The organism is Actinacidiphila epipremni, from assembly GCF_012034175.1.
Taxonomy (GTDB): Bacteria; Actinomycetota; Actinomycetes; order Streptomycetales; family Streptomycetaceae; genus Actinacidiphila; species Actinacidiphila epipremni.
The window spans coordinates 1-14,138 of the sequence record NZ_JAATEJ010000032.1 but is presented as its reverse complement, the minus strand read 5'-3'; the positions used below and the strand labels follow the sequence as shown (position 1 = coordinate 14,138).

Below are 14,138 nucleotides of genomic sequence, written 5' to 3'. Positions count from 1 at the left end.
CCCACCCGAACCCCCGTGCGAGCCTGCTGCTCCATCCGCCGACCGGGAGTGCCGCCGTGCTGATCGTGAGCCCCGTGCTGGAGACGACGGACGTGGGTGAGTTCGGGTTCTGGCCGGTGGTCGGGGTGGCGTCCTGTCGGTTTGTTCCGGTGTCGGGGGGGATGTCGGGGCTTTGGGTGGGGAGTGCGGTGGCGATGCTCGCCGGGTACAACGCGCGGGTGGATGACGGCGAGGGCGTTCCGGGGGACGGGGAGGCGTTGGTGCGGCGGCTTGCGGAGGCGGAGACGGTGCTCGCGCCGGGTGGGCTGCGGTTCCACGACACCGCGACCGGGGTCACCGTCGAGCCGGGGTGCTGCTGTGGGCTGGAGGACTGGCGGGAGTGGTACGACGTCATCGACGGGGAAACGTTGTGGCTCGGACACGACCCGGCGCCGCGGTTCGAGCACGGTGGGGACGTCGTACGGCTGTGGCCGGACGGGCGGGATGCGGCGGAGGCACCCGAGGGGCCGGCGGTGGAGGTTGTGGTGGCCGAGCTGCCGGCGGTGCTGCGGGGGGTGCAGGAGGAGTTGCGCGGCTTTCTGCGGGGCGTCGGGGAGTGGGCGGGCTCGCGGTTCCCGGGCGTTGGGGAGGGGCTGGTGGCCAGGCTTGGGGAGGGGTTGGTGGTCAGGGGGTGACGGGGTGGGACAGGAGCATTGTTGGGGTGCCGGCGGTGCGGGTCAGGATGACGGTGGCGGAGTTGGGGCCGCGGGGGGATACGCGGCGGCGCAGGTCTTCCGGGGAGACGGCGGAGCCGCGCTTCTTCACCGTCAGGACGCCGATCCCGCGGTCGCGCACCAGGGCCTTGAGGCGCTTGAGGTGGAAGGGGAGCACGTCGGTGATCTCGTACGCGGTCGCGTACGGCGTCGGGCGCAGCTCGTCCGCCGTGACGTAGGCGATCGTCGGGTCGATGAGGCCGCCGGCCAGCTCCTCGGCGACCTCGGCGACCAGGTGCGCGCGGATCACGGCGCCGTCCGGCTCGTAGAGGTAGCGCCCGACGGGGCGTACGGGCGGGTCGGGCAGGCCGCGGCCGGTCAGGGTGGCGCCGGAGGGCAGCAGGGTCGCCCGGCGGGCGCCGGGGCGTACCCGGTCACCTCCCGCGTCGAACCACAGCACCGCCTCCTTGACGTCGCCGCCGTCCGAGATCCACTCCGCCTCCGCGGCCGGCGGCACCGCCTCGTGCGGGATGCCCGGCGCGACCTTCACCGCCCCGGGTGAACCCGCCGCGGCCGTGCCCAGCGCCCACGACAGCGGCGGCGAGTACGCCTCGGGGTCGAACACCCGGCCGCGCGCGGTCCGCCGCGCCGGGTCCACGAAGACGCCCTCCCGGCCGCCCGCCCCGACGTCCGTGACGTCCCCGCACACGACCTCCAGCCGCTCCGCCAGCCCCAGCGCCTCGGCGTTCGCCCGCACCACCGCGCACGTCAGCGGATCGCGGTCCACCGCCGTGACCGTCAGCCCATGGCGCAGCAGCGCCAGCGCGTCCCCGCCGACCCCGCAGCACAGGTCCGCCACCGCCCCCGGCCCGTACGCCGCGAACCGCCGCGCCCGGTGCTCGGCGACCGGCGCCCGCGTGGACTGCTCAAGGCCGTGCGGCGTGAAGTACATCCGCCCGGCGTCCGCCCCGAACTTCGCCGCCCCGCGCTGCCGCAGCCGCGCCTGCGTGAGCGCCGCCGCGACCAGCCCGGCGTCGTGCGTCCGCCGCAGCCGCGTCGCCACCGCCAGGTCGTCCGCGGGGTCGTGCTCCCGCAGCCGCGCGAGCAGTTCCTGCCCTTCGTCGCTGAGCAGCATGTCAAGGTCCTCGGGCGTCACCCGCCCATTGTGCCGGGGCTGCCGCCGCCCGGTTCGCCGGCCGCCGCGTCTGCCGGGTGCAGCCGCACCCGGTCGTCGAGTTCGCAGTGGGCTCCGTGGATGGCCTGTACACGCCACATCGGTCCGGATGCCCGGCAGCGGCAGCCACGGCAAGAAGGGCACCGCCGGGCCGCTCCAGCCTCTCCGACCCCCGTTCTCGCAGGTGAGCGAAGGGATCAGTCCCTGTCTTCCTGCAACTTCAACATCTGGAAGAAGCCGCCGGCCTGGTCGATCAGCTCGTCATACGTACCCGTCTCGGAAACGCGGCCCTGGTCGAGGACGACGATGCGGTCGGCGAGGCGGGTGTTGGCCAGGCGATGGGTGATGAAGACCGTGGCCCGCCCGTGGGCGAGTGCCTTGAGCCTGGTGTAGATACGGTGCTCGGCGCGGGCGTCGAGCGCGGCGGTCGGCTCGTCCATCACCAGTACGGGCGCGTCGCGGTGGAAGGCTCGGGCGACCGCGACGCGCTGCCACTGCCCGCCCGAGAGGTCGTGACCGCCCCACCAGGAGCGGGCCAGTGAGGTGTCCAACCCGTGCGGCAGCGCGGCGATGACGCTATCGGCGCCGGCCGCCTCGGCCGCGGCGTGCACGGCCGTGTCGCCGTCGGGGCGGGGCTGGCCGAGGGTGATGTTCTCCCGGGCGGCCAGCGGCCAGCGGGTGTAGTCCTGCGGCACGAGCGCCACCTTGGACAGCACCCCGGCCGGGTCGGCATCCGCCAGGTTCATCCCGTCCCACCGCACCGAGCCCCCGGTGGGGAGGAACAGCCCGGTCAGCACCCGGGCGAGGGTGCTCTTGCCGGCGCCGTTCTCGCCGACCAGCGCGATGACCTCACCGCGCTTGAGGTCCAGGTTGATGCCGTCCAGCGCGGGCCGGTCGGCCCCGGGGTAGGTGAAGGAGACGTCCGTGGCGGTGATCACCTGCGGCCCGTCCTCAGCAACCTGAGCCGAACCGCGGCAGGTCGTCCACGGCTTGGCCACAGCAAGGAAGCGTGCCCAGTCGTCCAGCGACAGGGAGATGCGGAACAGCCGGGCCCCGGCCCGGACCGTGGTGGCCAGCGCTGCTCCGGAGGTCCGCACCGCCAGCGCGGCGGTCCCCGCGGCGGCCGGCTCCATGCGGCCGGCGGCCATGAGCAGTACGAGCACACCCCAGATGGCAGCGGTGCCGACGGCGGTGAGGGCATCGCCGACGCCCTGCACCACCAGGGCCTTGCGGGTGGCCTTGAGCTGTTCTGCCTCCAGGCGGCCGGAGACGATGCGGTACTGCCGGATGAGGAAGCCGGCCATGGTGCCCGCGCGGACCTCGTCAGCGGTGTTCCGCTCGGTGGTGTACGACCGGAAGACGCTGCGGAGCCGGGCGTCGGCGAGGTTGCGGTGGTGGGCCGTATGCTCGATCCGCGCCCCACGGACCGCACCCCACGCACACGGGATGACCGAGGCGACCAGCAGCGGCAGCATCACCGGGTGCAGCACGGTGACGACCGTGGCGGCGGCGGCCAGCTGCGCGGCGGCCGAGGTCAGCAGCTGGGCGTCGAGGATGAGGTCGCCGGTCTTCTCCGCGCCGTCGCAAGCGGCGGCGTGCGCGTCCTCGAAGTCCGGGTCCTCGTACGCCACCAGCTCGGCGGCCGTCGCCGCCGTGATGACCTCAAGGTCCGCTTCGCGTACGGCCTTCGGCGCGAGCCGGGCCGCTGCCCCGCGGGCAGCAGCGTCGAGCAGATAGCGGCCACAGGCGGCGAGAGCGAGTACCACCACAGCGGTCAGGCTCTGTTGCAGCCCGGCGGCGATGTCACCGCCGCCGAACACGGCGGCCAGCACACGGGTGGTGGCCGCCAGCGCGGTCGCGGTAAGGGCGGCAGCGCCGATCTGGCAGATCAGCAGGGCCCGGACCGCGCGGCGGTCGGTGCGCCGACCGAGCCGAGCCGCCTCGGCGAGAGCGCCGGGGAGACGGCGCGCCATCGCCCACGTGGACAGGTTGACGCTCGCTTCGAAGTGCCGGTCGGAGGCCAGGCGCATCACGGGCGGCTGCCCCGCGCCGGCGACGGACGACGGGAGTACGGAAGAACTCACGAGGCCATGAGGGAGCCGAACCCGGCCACCGGGCAACGGGATTGTTCCGCGTCCTCCGCAACACCCCTGGCCGCCCCACCCAGCCGTCAGCCTCGGAGCCCGGCTTCCACTCATTCGAGTGAGGCTGTGGCCCGGGGCGGGGACGCTCGGACCGGCCCCGGGCCACAGCAGTGAAGGGACGTCTACGGCACGGCGAGGACCGGCGTCCAGGGCCGGTCGACGGCGTCGCCGATGTCGCGGCCGACCGCGCCTTCGGCTACATCGGCCCAGGCATGTGCGGCGTCCGGCAGGAAGCGGGCGCCGAGCACCCAGCGGGCCTGGCGGCCGGTGAGGGCCGTCGCGATGACGGCGGCGAGACTGATCTCCATGCACGCGATCCGGCCCGGCCACCAGGAGGGAATCACCGCCTGCACCGCGGCGTGAAGGGCCTCCAGCCGGGCGAGGCGCGCGTACGGCAGGCCGCGCAGGAGACGGACGGCGGCGATCTGCCAACGCAGCGGCAACCGGCTCATCACCAGGGAGACGGCGAGTGCGGCGGCGGCCACCAAGCGGTCACGCACCGGGGCGGTGGGCCGGGCAGCGGGGACCATGACCGTCATCGGCGCCACCACCTTCGCCGCGCTCGCCGGGGCCGGTCGGTGTCGACGAGCACGCCGGCGGCCACGAGCCCTTCGATGAACGCGGCGATCTGAACCCTGACCTGCTGCGGGTCCTGGCCGGTGGGGACGGCGATCTCGTCGGCGAGCCCGGCCGTGCCGCCGCAGACGGTGACGGCATGCCAGATCCGGGAGGCGTCCGGATCGAGCATCAGCCAGACTCCGCGCCGGACGTCGAGCACCACCGTGCCGTAGGCGCCCGTGGCGTGATGGACGTGCGGGGCGGGGGTCAGCATGCCGCCGCCTCCCTCCCGGTCGTCTGCCCACTCAGCCACCAGCACGTCACGATCAGCTGGTGCAGGTCGGCGATCACCATGGCGCTCTGCCCCCGGGCCGCCTGGGCCAGCGAGGCACTGACGGCCGCAGGGTCGATCAGTCCGGCGTCCGCGAGCGGACTGGAGGCGATCAGCTCGGTGAGCCGGCCGAGGTGACGGGCGAGTCCGGCGATGCGCTGGGCGGTGAACGACCCCTTCGAGCGCCGGGAAGTCAGCCAATCCGGGAGCTCGGGCAGCGCCGCACGGAGCAGCGGCTTGTAGGTCACCAGCCCGCGCCGGGCGAGGGCCGGCACGGCGAAGGCGGCGCGGACGACCTGGTTGTCCAGGTACGGGTACACCGGCCGGACGCCGAGGGCGGCACCGTACGGGGCCCAGCCGCGGGCCGAGGCGCCCGCCGACCGCAGTACGGCCCACTGGTCGAACTCATCCGCCAGCTCGGGCTGCTGGTCTTGGGCAGTCTGCCGCAGCAGCGCCGAGACCTGGTGGCGGCCGTAGCCGGTCAGCCAGGAAGCCCCGGCCCCCAGACGGCACCACGACCAGCCGGCCACAGCGGCCTGAGGCGTGACGGGCCCGCGCTCCAGGGCCCGCGCCGCGCGTTCCAGAGAGCCGCTCCGGCCCAGGTCGGCGGCCTCTTTCAGGGCTTTCCAGTACGGGCCCGGGGCGGTGTTGCGGAGCCGGGCGAACGCCACGACCTGGCGGTGCGCCTCGCGGCGTCGACCGTCCTGGACAAGCCGCACCCAGCACGCTGACGAGGAGTCGAGCACGATGTCTCCGCCGTGCCCGGTCAGGTGCAGCGGCAGCCCGCGCACCGGGTGCAGATACGAGGCGTCCATGGCGTACATCGCCGCCTCCAGCACCGGCTCGCCCCCGGTCGGCTGCCCGGCCGGGAAGGAGAACGGCAGCTGTTCGTCGGTGCCGAGGACGACGGTGTGCGCGATCCCGGTGTGCTCGGCGACGTGGGAGGCGAACGCCATGTCCTCGCCGCTGGTGTACCCGTCCGCGTAAGTCACCGCGTGCACGTCCCCGGCGTCGGCGGCCAGCACGACGGCCGCCGAGGAGTCCAGCCCGCCGGACAGGTCCGCCCCCACCACCCCTCCGGCGGCACGGACCCGGTGCTGGACAGCCTCGGTGAGCACCCGCCCGAACCGGTCGGCACCCTCGCGTAGCTCGTCCACCGCATCGACGCCGGAGATGTCGATGAGCTGCGGCGGCGCCCCGGGCGCGAGCAGCAGCCCGAACCCGCCGGGCACCAGCCTGATCTCCTCGTACGGGCCGCGGTGCGGCCAGTGGTGCCCGCCCACCGTCAGCCGGGCCGCCAGCCACGGCAGATCCGGCACCAGCGGACGCCCCAGGAAGTGGGCCTGCGTCGCCCACGCCGCCCCTTCGCCGCCGGGCAGCGTGTAGTGCACGGCCCGGACACCGGCCAGGTCGCCGCACACGAACCGCTGCCGCCCATCGTCCGCGACGACCCAGTACGATCCCGGCCACCGGGTCAGTTCGCCCCACCGCCTCGCCCGTACGGCCGCGAGCGCGGCATGCAGTTCTTGCTCGGTGACCGGGCAGTCGCCCACGACCGCGAGGACGACCGGCCCTTCGGTGACCGCCTGTACCCGGGTGCCCGGAGCCCGCCGGACGTCGCCGAGCCCGTCGATCGCCAATCCGTCCCCGGCGGCGCTGCCGCCGGTCATCCGCTCCCGTTCCATCCGTGCGCCTCCCCTTTCGATCAGCCCCTGTGACGCGTCCGGGGGCCGGCCGTCGTACGGCCGGCCCCCGGGGTGCTCGGTCAGGTCCTGCGGGCTGCGTCAGCCCTCGAAGTAGTTCGACTTGTCCGAGTCGTTGAACGTCTGGCGGCCCAGCGTGAGGGTCGCCACCGGGTGGGTGCTGATCTGCGGCGCGAAGCCGCCGGTGCTCGGCGCCCCGGCGGGCTTCTCGGTGGTGACGGCGGGCGTGGTGGTGACGGTGGTCTGCTCGGCCATGACCGGCCTCCCTTGTCATCGGTGGATGCGAGCTGGTGCTGCCTCTATGTCACCGCGACCGGAGATCCGTTCCCAGAGACGGAGATGGGGACTTGCTGGGAGTGGAGCTGGGAGAAAACTGGGACGGGCCTGGGACGTCAGTCCCCAAGGAGGCCGAGCACGGCTCGCTGGTAGACGGCGTACACCGCGGGGAGCTCGGCGAGGTGGGCACGCTCGTCGATGCCGTGCAGCCCCTCGTACGGCACACCGAATCCGGCCGTGGCCCGGATTCCCTCCCCGGCAAGCAGGTTACCGATGTTCGACGGCCCCGCGGTCTTCGGCCGCACCGCAAGCCCCGCATCCGCGGCGGCGTTCAGCAGTGCAGCAGCAGGCTGCTCGTCCTCGGCCAGACGGAAGGGTGGCCACGTGGCGATGGGGGTGACCTCGGTGGGCGTCGGGGCGGGCAGCTCCGCATCCAGTTCGGCGACGGCCTTGCGGACGAGCGTCTCGGCGTCGTGGGCGTCGAAGGCCGGGGTGGTGCGCACGTCGATGTTCAGGTCGCACCGGTCGGGGGTGACGGAGAAGCCCTGGCCGCCGTGGAAGGACGTGATCGACAGCTTCGGCGGCAGCGGGAACGCCGAGGCGCCGTCGACGCCGGGCAGGTCGGCGGCGTCCAGCAGCCGCACGAGGTGGGCGGCGCGGGAGATGGCACCGACCACGGTCTTGCTGGACCCGGAGTGCCCGGAAGGGGCGTGCACGGCGAGGGAGGCCCGCCACAGGCCCCGGCCGCCGACCACGACCTCGTCCAGCCCCGGGTAGCCGATCATCACCCCGGCCGGGCGGGCCGCGGCCTCATCGGCAAGGTAGGCACGGGCGCCGCCGAAGCCGCCGGTGTGCTCGTCGACGTCCAGCAGCACGGCGAGCCCGCCGTGCAGGTCAGCGGCACGGGGCAGCAGGTCGGCGGCGATGTGGCAGAACATCGCCGCGGCGAGCTTGGAGTCGGACGAGCCACGGCCGAGCAGCCATCCGTCCACGATGTCGCCGGAAGCCGGTGGGAAGGACCAGGCGCTCTCGTCGCCGTACGGGGCGGTGTCCACGCACGCGTCCAGCGTCCACCAGGGCCCCGTGCGCCCGCCGGGAATCTCCACGAGCAGTCCCACCAAGGCGCCCTCGTCGTCGGTCAGGCGTCGGTGCGGCAGATCGCGGGCGGCGAGCCAGTCCTCCAGCACGGAAAGGACGGGCCCGTAGTCGTCGATCCCGGCCCGGCTCGGGCACCGGATCAACTCCTGGGCCAGCTCGACCACGGACACCGTACGGGCCTCGGCCGGCCGCTGAAGGTTCTCGCTCACGCTTCTCCCACCACGTCAGTTGTCCCGTAACGGCAGCGCACGGACAGCTTCGATCGTCTCCACCGGCCGCGCGGACGCGCATGCCTCCCGCCCATGGTGGACCAGACCCACCGCCGCCTCGCGACCGAGTAAGACGCCGCAGTCGAACCCCTCCGCCCCGTGGAACGACGGCAGTGGCACCACCGCGGCGGTCTCCGAAGCAACGAAGAAGCGTTCCAGCGCCTCGGCCGGCTCCACCATCCCGATGTGCAGCGTCTTGACCCCGTTGCGGCGCGCGGACGGGTCGCGTAGTTCCAGCAGCCGCGCCAGGTGGTCGGCGAGAGCCCGGTGCCGCGGCGGGCCGTACAGCACCCGGTAGTGGACCAGATCCGGGTGCTGGGCCACAGCCGTCTCGATCGCCGCCAGATACGCCTTCTCGCGTGACCGGGAGCCGGTGACGACCAGGTGCTCGCGCGCCCCGGCGGCGACGTCCACCATCGCCTCGACCAAGTCGGTCCAGCGGGTGAGCACCTTGACCACCACGGCCGTGCCGGAGGTCTCCAGCACGCTGGTGGCCGCGCCGTCCTGATGGGCGAACAGCACCTCCGGGCGCTCGCGGTACAGCCGGCACAGCCCGGCCCGGTTCCGCTTGCCGGTCCGGCGCCGCCCGGACTCCCACGCGCTCATCAAGCTCGCGTCCGTCGCACCGCCGGTGATCGCGTTCAGAGCGTCGGCGGCCTCCTCCAGCGTCAAGTTCCGCGCCCCCCTGGCCCGCTTGAGTGCCGAATCGGAGCTGCCGACCGCAGCCACGGCCACCGCCCCCTCTCCATCCAGCGGCATGTACCCGCAGTCTTCCCCGCCCGTCGGCGATTCAGAGGGCCCTTACGAGGACACCCACCTCGGAGGACACCCACCTTGCGGCACAGCGGGCGCTGCGGCACCGAACCGCCCGGAGGGGCGGAATCCGTCCCGGCAGGCCATGCGCGGCACGCGCGGCGCTGGCACTCCGCTTGACCGAGTGCTAAGAGCGGCCTACGCTCACTTCTGGCACTCGGCACCGCTGAGTGCCAGAACTCAGCGACGAGGCAGGTCCGGCACCCGCGACGACGGGCCTACCAGGTCGCCGACCCTGACAGACACTCCCGTGAGCCCTTTGAAGGGGGAGGTCGGATCGTGACGACCGCCAGCACCAAGGTTGCCATCAAGCCGCTCGAGGACCGCATCGTGGTCCAGCCGCTCGACGCCGAGCAGACCACGGCCTCGGGCCTGGTCATCCCGGACACCGCCAAGGAGAAGCCCCAGGAGGGCGTCGTCCTGGCCGTGGGCCCGGGCCGCTTCGAGGACGGCCAGCGGCTGCCGCTCGACGTATCCGTCGGCGATGTCGTGCTCTACAGCAAGTACGGCGGCACCGAGGTGAAGTACAACGGCGAGGAGTACCTCGTCCTCTCGGCCCGCGACGTCCTCGCGATCGTCGAGAAGTAACTCCCCGGCTGCACAGCCGCGATCCCGCCCCGGGTGTCCGAGTCCTTGCGGCCGGGTCCCCGGGGCGGCTTGCTCCGGCTCCTTCCAGCTTCTTTCGTACAGACGGAATAGACGAGGTAGTTCGCAGGCATGGCCAAGATTCTGAAGTTCGACGAGGACGCCCGTCGCGCCCTGGAGCGCGGCGTCAACAAGCTCGCCGACACCGTCAAGGTGACCATCGGCCCCAAGGGCCGCAACGTCGTCATCGACAAGAAGTTCGGCGCCCCGACCATCACCAACGACGGTGTCACCATCGCGCGTGAGGTCGAGCTGGAGGACCCGTACGAGAACCTGGGCGCCCAGCTCGTCAAGGAGGTGGCGACCAAGACCAACGACATCGCGGGCGACGGCACCACCACCGCGACCGTGCTCGCCCAGGCGCTGGTCCGCGAGGGCCTGCGCAACGTGGCGGCCGGCGCGTCCCCCGCGGCGCTCAAGAAGGGCATCGACGCGGCCGTCAAGGCGGTCTCCGACGAGCTGCTGGCCACCGCCCGCGCCATCGAGGGCAAGGACGACATCGCCGCGGTCGCCGCGCTGTCCGCGCAGGACAAGCAGGTCGGCGAGCTCATCGCCGAGGCGATGGACAAGGTCGGCAAGGACGGTGTCATCACCGTCGAGGAGTCCAACACCTTCGGCCTGGACCTGGAGTTCACCGAGGGCATGGCCTTCGACAAGGGCTACCTGTCCCCGTACTTCGTGACCGACCAGGAGCGGATGGAGGCCGTCCTCGACGACCCGTACATCCTCATCCACCAGGGCAAGATCTCCTCGATCCAGGACCTGCTGCCGCTGCTGGAGAAGATCATCCAGGCCGGTGGCTCCAAGCCGCTGCTGATCATCGCCGAGGACGTCGAGGGCGAGGCCCTGTCCACGCTGGTCGTCAACAAGATCCGCGGCACGTTCAACGCCGTCGCCGTCAAGGCGCCCGGCTTCGGTGACCGCCGCAAGGCCATGCTGGGCGACATCGCGACCCTCACCGGCGCGACCGTCATCGCCGAGGAGGTCGGCCTCAAGCTCGACCAGGCCGGCCTGGACCTGCTGGGCACCGCCCGCCGCGCGACCATCACCAAGGACGAGACCACCATCGTCGACGGCGCCGGCGACAAGGCCGAGATCGACGGCCGGGTGGCCCAGATCAAGGCCGAGATCTCCACGACCGACTCCGACTGGGACCGCGAGAAGCTCCAGGAGCGGCTGGCCAAGCTCGCCGGCGGCGTGTGCGTCATCCGGGTCGGCGCGGCCACCGAGGTCGAGCTCAAGGAGAAGAAGCACCGCCTGGAGGACGCGATCTCCGCGACCCGCGCGGCCGTCGAGGAGGGCATCGTCTCCGGCGGTGGCTCGGCCCTCGTGCACGCGGTCAAGGTCCTCGGCGAGAACCTGGGCAAGGACGGCGACGAGGCCACCGGCGTCTCCGTCGTCCGCCGCGCCGCGGTCGAGCCGCTGCGCTGGATCGCCGAGAACGCCGGCCTGGAGGGCTACGTCATCACCTCCAAGGTCGCCGAGCTCGACAAGGGCCACGGCTTCAACGCCGCGAGCGGTGAGTACGTGGACCTGGTCAAGGCCGGCGTCATCGACCCGGTGAAGGTCACGCGCTCCGCGCTGGAGAACGCCGCGTCGATCGCCTCCCTGCTGCTCACGACCGAGACGCTGGTCGTGGAGAAGAAGGAGGAGGAGCCGGAGGCCGCGGCCGGCCACGGGCACGGTCACTCGCACTGAGCCCGATCCTCTCCGGGACCGCACGCCGGGACCGTACGCGTACGCCCGCTGCCCCCTCGCCGGGGGCGGCGGGCGTCGCCGGTTCTGTCGCTGTTCCTGTCGCCGGTTCTGTCGCCGGTTCTGTAGCCGGTTCTGCCGCTGTTTCTGTCGCTGTTTCTGCGCTACGGGGTGCTGATTCCCGGCGTTGCGCGATCTTCTGGCGGTGGGCTACTGCGTCTTGGGGTCGTAGCGGCGGCCCGCCGTCGTCGAGAGCGCGCCGAAGAGGCGGGACGGGATGTGGCGGGCCAGGCCCGCCGCCACCTTGTAGCGGGCGTCCGGCACGCTCACGACGCGGCCCCGGGCCAGATCGCGCAGGCCCGCCGCGACGACCTTGTCCGCGTCGAGCCAGGCGATACGGGGCAGGCGCTCGGCGTCCATGCCCGCGCGTTCGTGGAACTCGGTGCGGACGAAGCCGGGGCACAGGGCCAGGAAGCGTACGCCCGTGCCGCGCAGGTCGAGGGCCGCGCCCTCGGTGAAGCGCACGACCCACGCCTTGCTCGCCGCGTACGTGCCGCGCGGCATGAACGCCGCGACCGAGGCGACGTTGATCACCGTGCCCTGGCCGCGCTCCCGCATCCCCCGCGCCGCAGCCGCGGTCAGCCGCAGCACGGCCTCGCAGTGCAGCGTGAGCATCCGCAGCTCCTCCTCGACCGGGGCGTCGAGGAACCGGCCGCGCTGGCCGAAGCCCGCGTTGTTGACCAGGACGTCCACCGGCGGCAGCGGGCCGCCGCGCAGCCGGGCCTCCACCGCGGAGATCCCGCCGTCCGTGGTCAGGTCGGCCTGCAGCACCTCGACGTCCACCCCGTGGCGCCCGCGCAGCTCCTGCGCGCGCTCGGCGAGGCGTACGGAGTCGCGGGCGACCAGCACCAGGTGGTGGCCGTCGGCGGCCAGCCGGCGGGCGAACGCCGCGCCGATGCCTGCTGTTGCGCCCGTGATGAGGGAAGTCGTCATGGAGGGCAGCGTACGGGGGCGGTGGGGGTGTCACGTGGCTACGCCGTCGTACTCGCCGGGGCGGGCCGGGGGTTGCTGGTGCTGGTGCTGGTGCTGGTGCTGGTGCTGGTGGCGGTGCCGGTTGCTGGTGGCGGTGGCTGGTTCTATGGCTGGGGCTGTGCCCTTGGTTTCGCCAGACGGCGGTTGATCGACGCCACGTCCTCGCGCGGCAGCGCGTCCGCGACCAGTAGCCGCGGCAGCAGGTCGGGGTCCGTGGTGAACGCCCGGAAGCACAGCTCCACGGTCACGTCGTGCTCCGGGCGGTGCACCACCCGCACCGCGTCGCCCGCCGCGAGCTCGCCCGGCTCGATCACCCGCAGGTACGGGCCCGGCAGCGCGGCCTGCGTGAAGCGCTTCATCCAGCCGCGCTCGTCCAGCCAGCCGGCGAAGGTCGCGCACGGGATGCGCGGGCACGAGACCTCAAGCAACGGGCCGGTCGGGCCGCCGACGCGCCAGCGCTCGCCTATGAGCGCGGCGTTCACGTCGTAGCCGGTGGTGGTGAGGTTCTCGCCGAAGGAGCCGTTGGGGAGGGTGCGGCCCAGCTCCTTCTCCCAGCGGTCCAGGTCCTCGCGGGCGTAGGCGTACACCGCCTGGTCGTCGCCGCCGTGGTGCTTGACGTCGTACACCCGGTCGCCGGCCAGGCCGACCGCGCCCGTGCCCTTCGGCCCGGGGGCCGCCACCGCGACGGGGCCGTCGACCGAGCGCTTGTCGATGCCGGTCGCCGCGAGGCGCTTCCACGGGTTCGGCTGAGGGCGGCCCACGTTGACGCTGAGCAGCTGCATGGCTTCCTCTCGGGCTGGCTGGGGGGTTGCTGCCGCATTTTTTTAGGGCGTGATCACGTACGGCCTCGTCACGCTCACTGCCGCGAAGCCGAGGCGGGCCAGGATGGGGCGGCTCTGGTCGGACGCGTCGACCTGGAGGTAGCGATACCCATGGGCCGCGGCGATACGCGCCCGGTGGGCGACCAGGGCGCGGTAGATGCCCTTGCCGCGCCAGGCCTCGACCGTGCCGCCGCCCCACAGGCCGGCGAACACCGTGCCCGGGGTCAGCTCCATGCGCGCCGCGCATACCGGCTCGTCGTCGGCCATCGCCACGACGATGCTCACCGTCTCGGGGTGGTGCTCCACCTGGTCGAGCAGGCGGGCGCGCAGGCGGGCGGCGCTGGTGCCGAAGGCTTTTTCGTGGACGTCGGCGGCGAGGTCGACGCCCTTGGCGTCGGTGACGGGTTCGAGGTGGACGCCGGCCGGGAGGTGGGCGTCCTGGGTCGCGGCGGCGATCTCGTGGACGTCGGCGAGCATGAGGGTTTCGGGGGGTTCGGGGGTGAAGCCGGCGGCTTCGAGGCGGGTGCCGAGGTCGGCGGGGCGGTCGTGGGAGTACGTCTTCCACTCGAACTCGCGGCCGGCGGCTTCGGGGGTGCGCAGCCAGGCGAGTTGGGCGGCGATGGCTTCGTCGGCGGTGTGCTCGTCGAGGTCGGACCAGAGGATGCCGGTCCAGTCGTGGGGGGCGGGGCCGACTTGGCGGGTGAGGTGGGGGGTGCGGTCGAGGCGGGGGGTGGGGGTGTCGGGTGGGGCGTTGCGGCGCATCTGGTCGTCGAAGAGGGCGAGGGCGTGGGTGGTGTTCATCGGGGGTATTGGAGCACTTCGCTGGGCGCGGGCCAAGGCGTTTTTGCTGGCCGGTGGGGTGGGCGGCGAGGTGGGGGTGGGGTGCC

General features: G+C 73.1%; 14 protein-coding genes. 3 read left to right on the top strand and 11 right to left on the bottom strand.

Features of this window, described 5'->3' with window-relative positions; genetic code table 11:
- The first annotated feature begins 56 nt into the window (after nucleotides 1–56).
- Nucleotides 57–674 (top strand): hypothetical protein, encoded by a 618-nt coding sequence (locus HCN08_RS29925; protein ID WP_167986436.1) that lies wholly within the window; start codon nucleotides 57–59, stop codon nucleotides 672–674.
- On the opposite strand, the gene HCN08_RS29920 is transcribed toward HCN08_RS29925, so the two are convergent.
- The 8 genes from HCN08_RS29920 to HCN08_RS29885 form a co-directional block, all read right to left on the bottom strand.
- A complete protein-coding gene (locus HCN08_RS29920; RefSeq protein WP_167986511.1) occupies nucleotides 664–1,827 on the bottom strand; it encodes a class I SAM-dependent methyltransferase in 1,164 nt (387 codons plus the stop codon). The two genes, HCN08_RS29925 and HCN08_RS29920, sit on opposite strands and share 11 nt — an antisense overlap.
- Nucleotides 1,828–2,063: 236 nt before the next feature.
- A complete protein-coding gene (locus HCN08_RS29915; protein ID WP_322974777.1) occupies nucleotides 2,064–3,950 on the bottom strand; it encodes an ATP-binding cassette domain-containing protein in 1,887 nt (628 codons plus the stop codon).
- Between the two features lie 182 nt (nucleotides 3,951–4,132).
- Entirely contained in the window at nucleotides 4,133–4,549 is a 417-nt protein-coding gene (locus HCN08_RS29910; protein WP_167986435.1) for a lasso peptide biosynthesis B2 protein, read from the bottom strand.
- A complete protein-coding gene (locus HCN08_RS29905; RefSeq protein WP_167986434.1) occupies nucleotides 4,546–4,842 on the bottom strand; it encodes a PqqD family protein in 297 nt (98 codons plus the stop codon). The genes HCN08_RS29910 and HCN08_RS29905 overlap by 4 nt, the downstream gene beginning before the upstream one ends.
- Nucleotides 4,836–6,584, bottom strand: a complete 1,749-nt coding sequence (locus HCN08_RS29900; RefSeq protein WP_167986433.1) for an asparagine synthase-related protein — start codon at nucleotides 6,582–6,584, stop codon at nucleotides 4,836–4,838. Before HCN08_RS29900 ends, HCN08_RS29905 begins: the two co-directional genes overlap by 7 nt.
- Before the next feature lie 99 nt (nucleotides 6,585–6,683).
- Nucleotides 6,684–6,857: a hypothetical protein gene (locus tag HCN08_RS29895; RefSeq protein WP_167986432.1), complete on the bottom strand. Its 174-nt coding sequence runs from the start codon at nucleotides 6,855–6,857 to the stop codon at nucleotides 6,684–6,686.
- 137 nt (nucleotides 6,858–6,994) lie between these two features.
- Nucleotides 6,995–8,185, bottom strand: coding sequence for a M20 family metallopeptidase (locus HCN08_RS29890; protein WP_167986431.1), 1,191 nt, complete (start codon nucleotides 8,183–8,185; stop codon nucleotides 6,995–6,997).
- Nucleotides 8,186–8,200: 15 nt separating this feature from the next.
- Nucleotides 8,201–8,917 carry an XRE family transcriptional regulator gene (locus HCN08_RS29885; protein ID WP_240970562.1) on the bottom strand — a complete coding sequence of 239 codons (717 nt, stop codon included), beginning with the start codon at nucleotides 8,915–8,917 and terminating at the stop codon, nucleotides 8,201–8,203.
- A 420-nt stretch (nucleotides 8,918–9,337) separates the two neighbouring features.
- On the opposite strand from HCN08_RS29885, the gene groES reads away from it, so the two are divergent.
- Both groES and groL read left to right on the top strand, forming a co-directional pair.
- Nucleotides 9,338–9,646 (top strand): co-chaperone GroES, encoded by a 309-nt coding sequence (gene groES, locus HCN08_RS29880; protein WP_167986429.1) that lies wholly within the window; start codon nucleotides 9,338–9,340, stop codon nucleotides 9,644–9,646.
- Nucleotides 9,647–9,775: 129 nt separating this feature from the next.
- Nucleotides 9,776–11,401: a chaperonin GroEL gene (gene groL / locus HCN08_RS29875; protein ID WP_167986428.1), complete on the top strand. Its 1,626-nt coding sequence runs from the start codon at nucleotides 9,776–9,778 to the stop codon at nucleotides 11,399–11,401.
- A gap of 207 nt (nucleotides 11,402–11,608) precedes the next feature.
- Here the strand turns inward: groL and HCN08_RS29870 are convergent, their stop codons facing one another.
- From HCN08_RS29870 to HCN08_RS29860, 3 genes are all read right to left on the bottom strand, one after another.
- Complete coding sequence (locus HCN08_RS29870; RefSeq protein WP_167986427.1) at nucleotides 11,609–12,391, bottom strand: SDR family NAD(P)-dependent oxidoreductase; 783 nt, start codon at nucleotides 12,389–12,391, stop codon at nucleotides 11,609–11,611.
- A gap of 143 nt (nucleotides 12,392–12,534) precedes the next feature.
- Entirely contained in the window at nucleotides 12,535–13,212 is a 678-nt protein-coding gene (locus HCN08_RS29865; protein ID WP_167986426.1) for an MOSC domain-containing protein, read from the bottom strand.
- 42 nt (nucleotides 13,213–13,254) lie between these two features.
- A complete protein-coding gene (locus HCN08_RS29860; protein ID WP_167986425.1) occupies nucleotides 13,255–14,052 on the bottom strand; it encodes a GNAT family N-acetyltransferase in 798 nt (265 codons plus the stop codon).
- Between the last annotated feature and the right edge of the window lie 86 nt (nucleotides 14,053–14,138).

Excerpts from the sequence above, each read along its gene's own strand:
- HCN08_RS29920 (WP_167986511.1), bottom strand. The coding sequence starts at position 1,827 with ATGCTGCTCAGCGACGAAGGGCAGGAACTGCTCGCGCGGCTGCGGGAG.
- HCN08_RS29910 (WP_167986435.1), bottom strand. The coding sequence starts at position 4,549 with ATGACGGTCATGGTCCCCGCTGCCCGGCCCACCGCCCCGGTGCGTGAC.
- HCN08_RS29905 (WP_167986434.1), bottom strand. The coding sequence starts at position 4,842 with ATGCTGACCCCCGCCCCGCACGTCCATCACGCCACGGGCGCCTACGGC.
- HCN08_RS29900 (WP_167986433.1), bottom strand. The coding sequence starts at position 6,584 with ATGGAACGGGAGCGGATGACCGGCGGCAGCGCCGCCGGGGACGGATTG.
- HCN08_RS29895 (WP_167986432.1), bottom strand. The coding sequence starts at position 6,857 with ATGGCCGAGCAGACCACCGTCACCACCACGCCCGCCGTCACCACCGAG.
- groL (WP_167986428.1), top strand. The coding sequence starts at position 9,776 with ATGGCCAAGATTCTGAAGTTCGACGAGGACGCCCGTCGCGCCCTGGAG.
- HCN08_RS29870 (WP_167986427.1), bottom strand. The coding sequence starts at position 12,391 with ATGACGACTTCCCTCATCACGGGCGCAACAGCAGGCATCGGCGCGGCG.
- HCN08_RS29865 (WP_167986426.1), bottom strand. The coding sequence starts at position 13,212 with ATGCAGCTGCTCAGCGTCAACGTGGGCCGCCCTCAGCCGAACCCGTGG.
- HCN08_RS29860 (WP_167986425.1), bottom strand. The coding sequence starts at position 14,052 with ATGAACACCACCCACGCCCTCGCCCTCTTCGACGACCAGATGCGCCGC.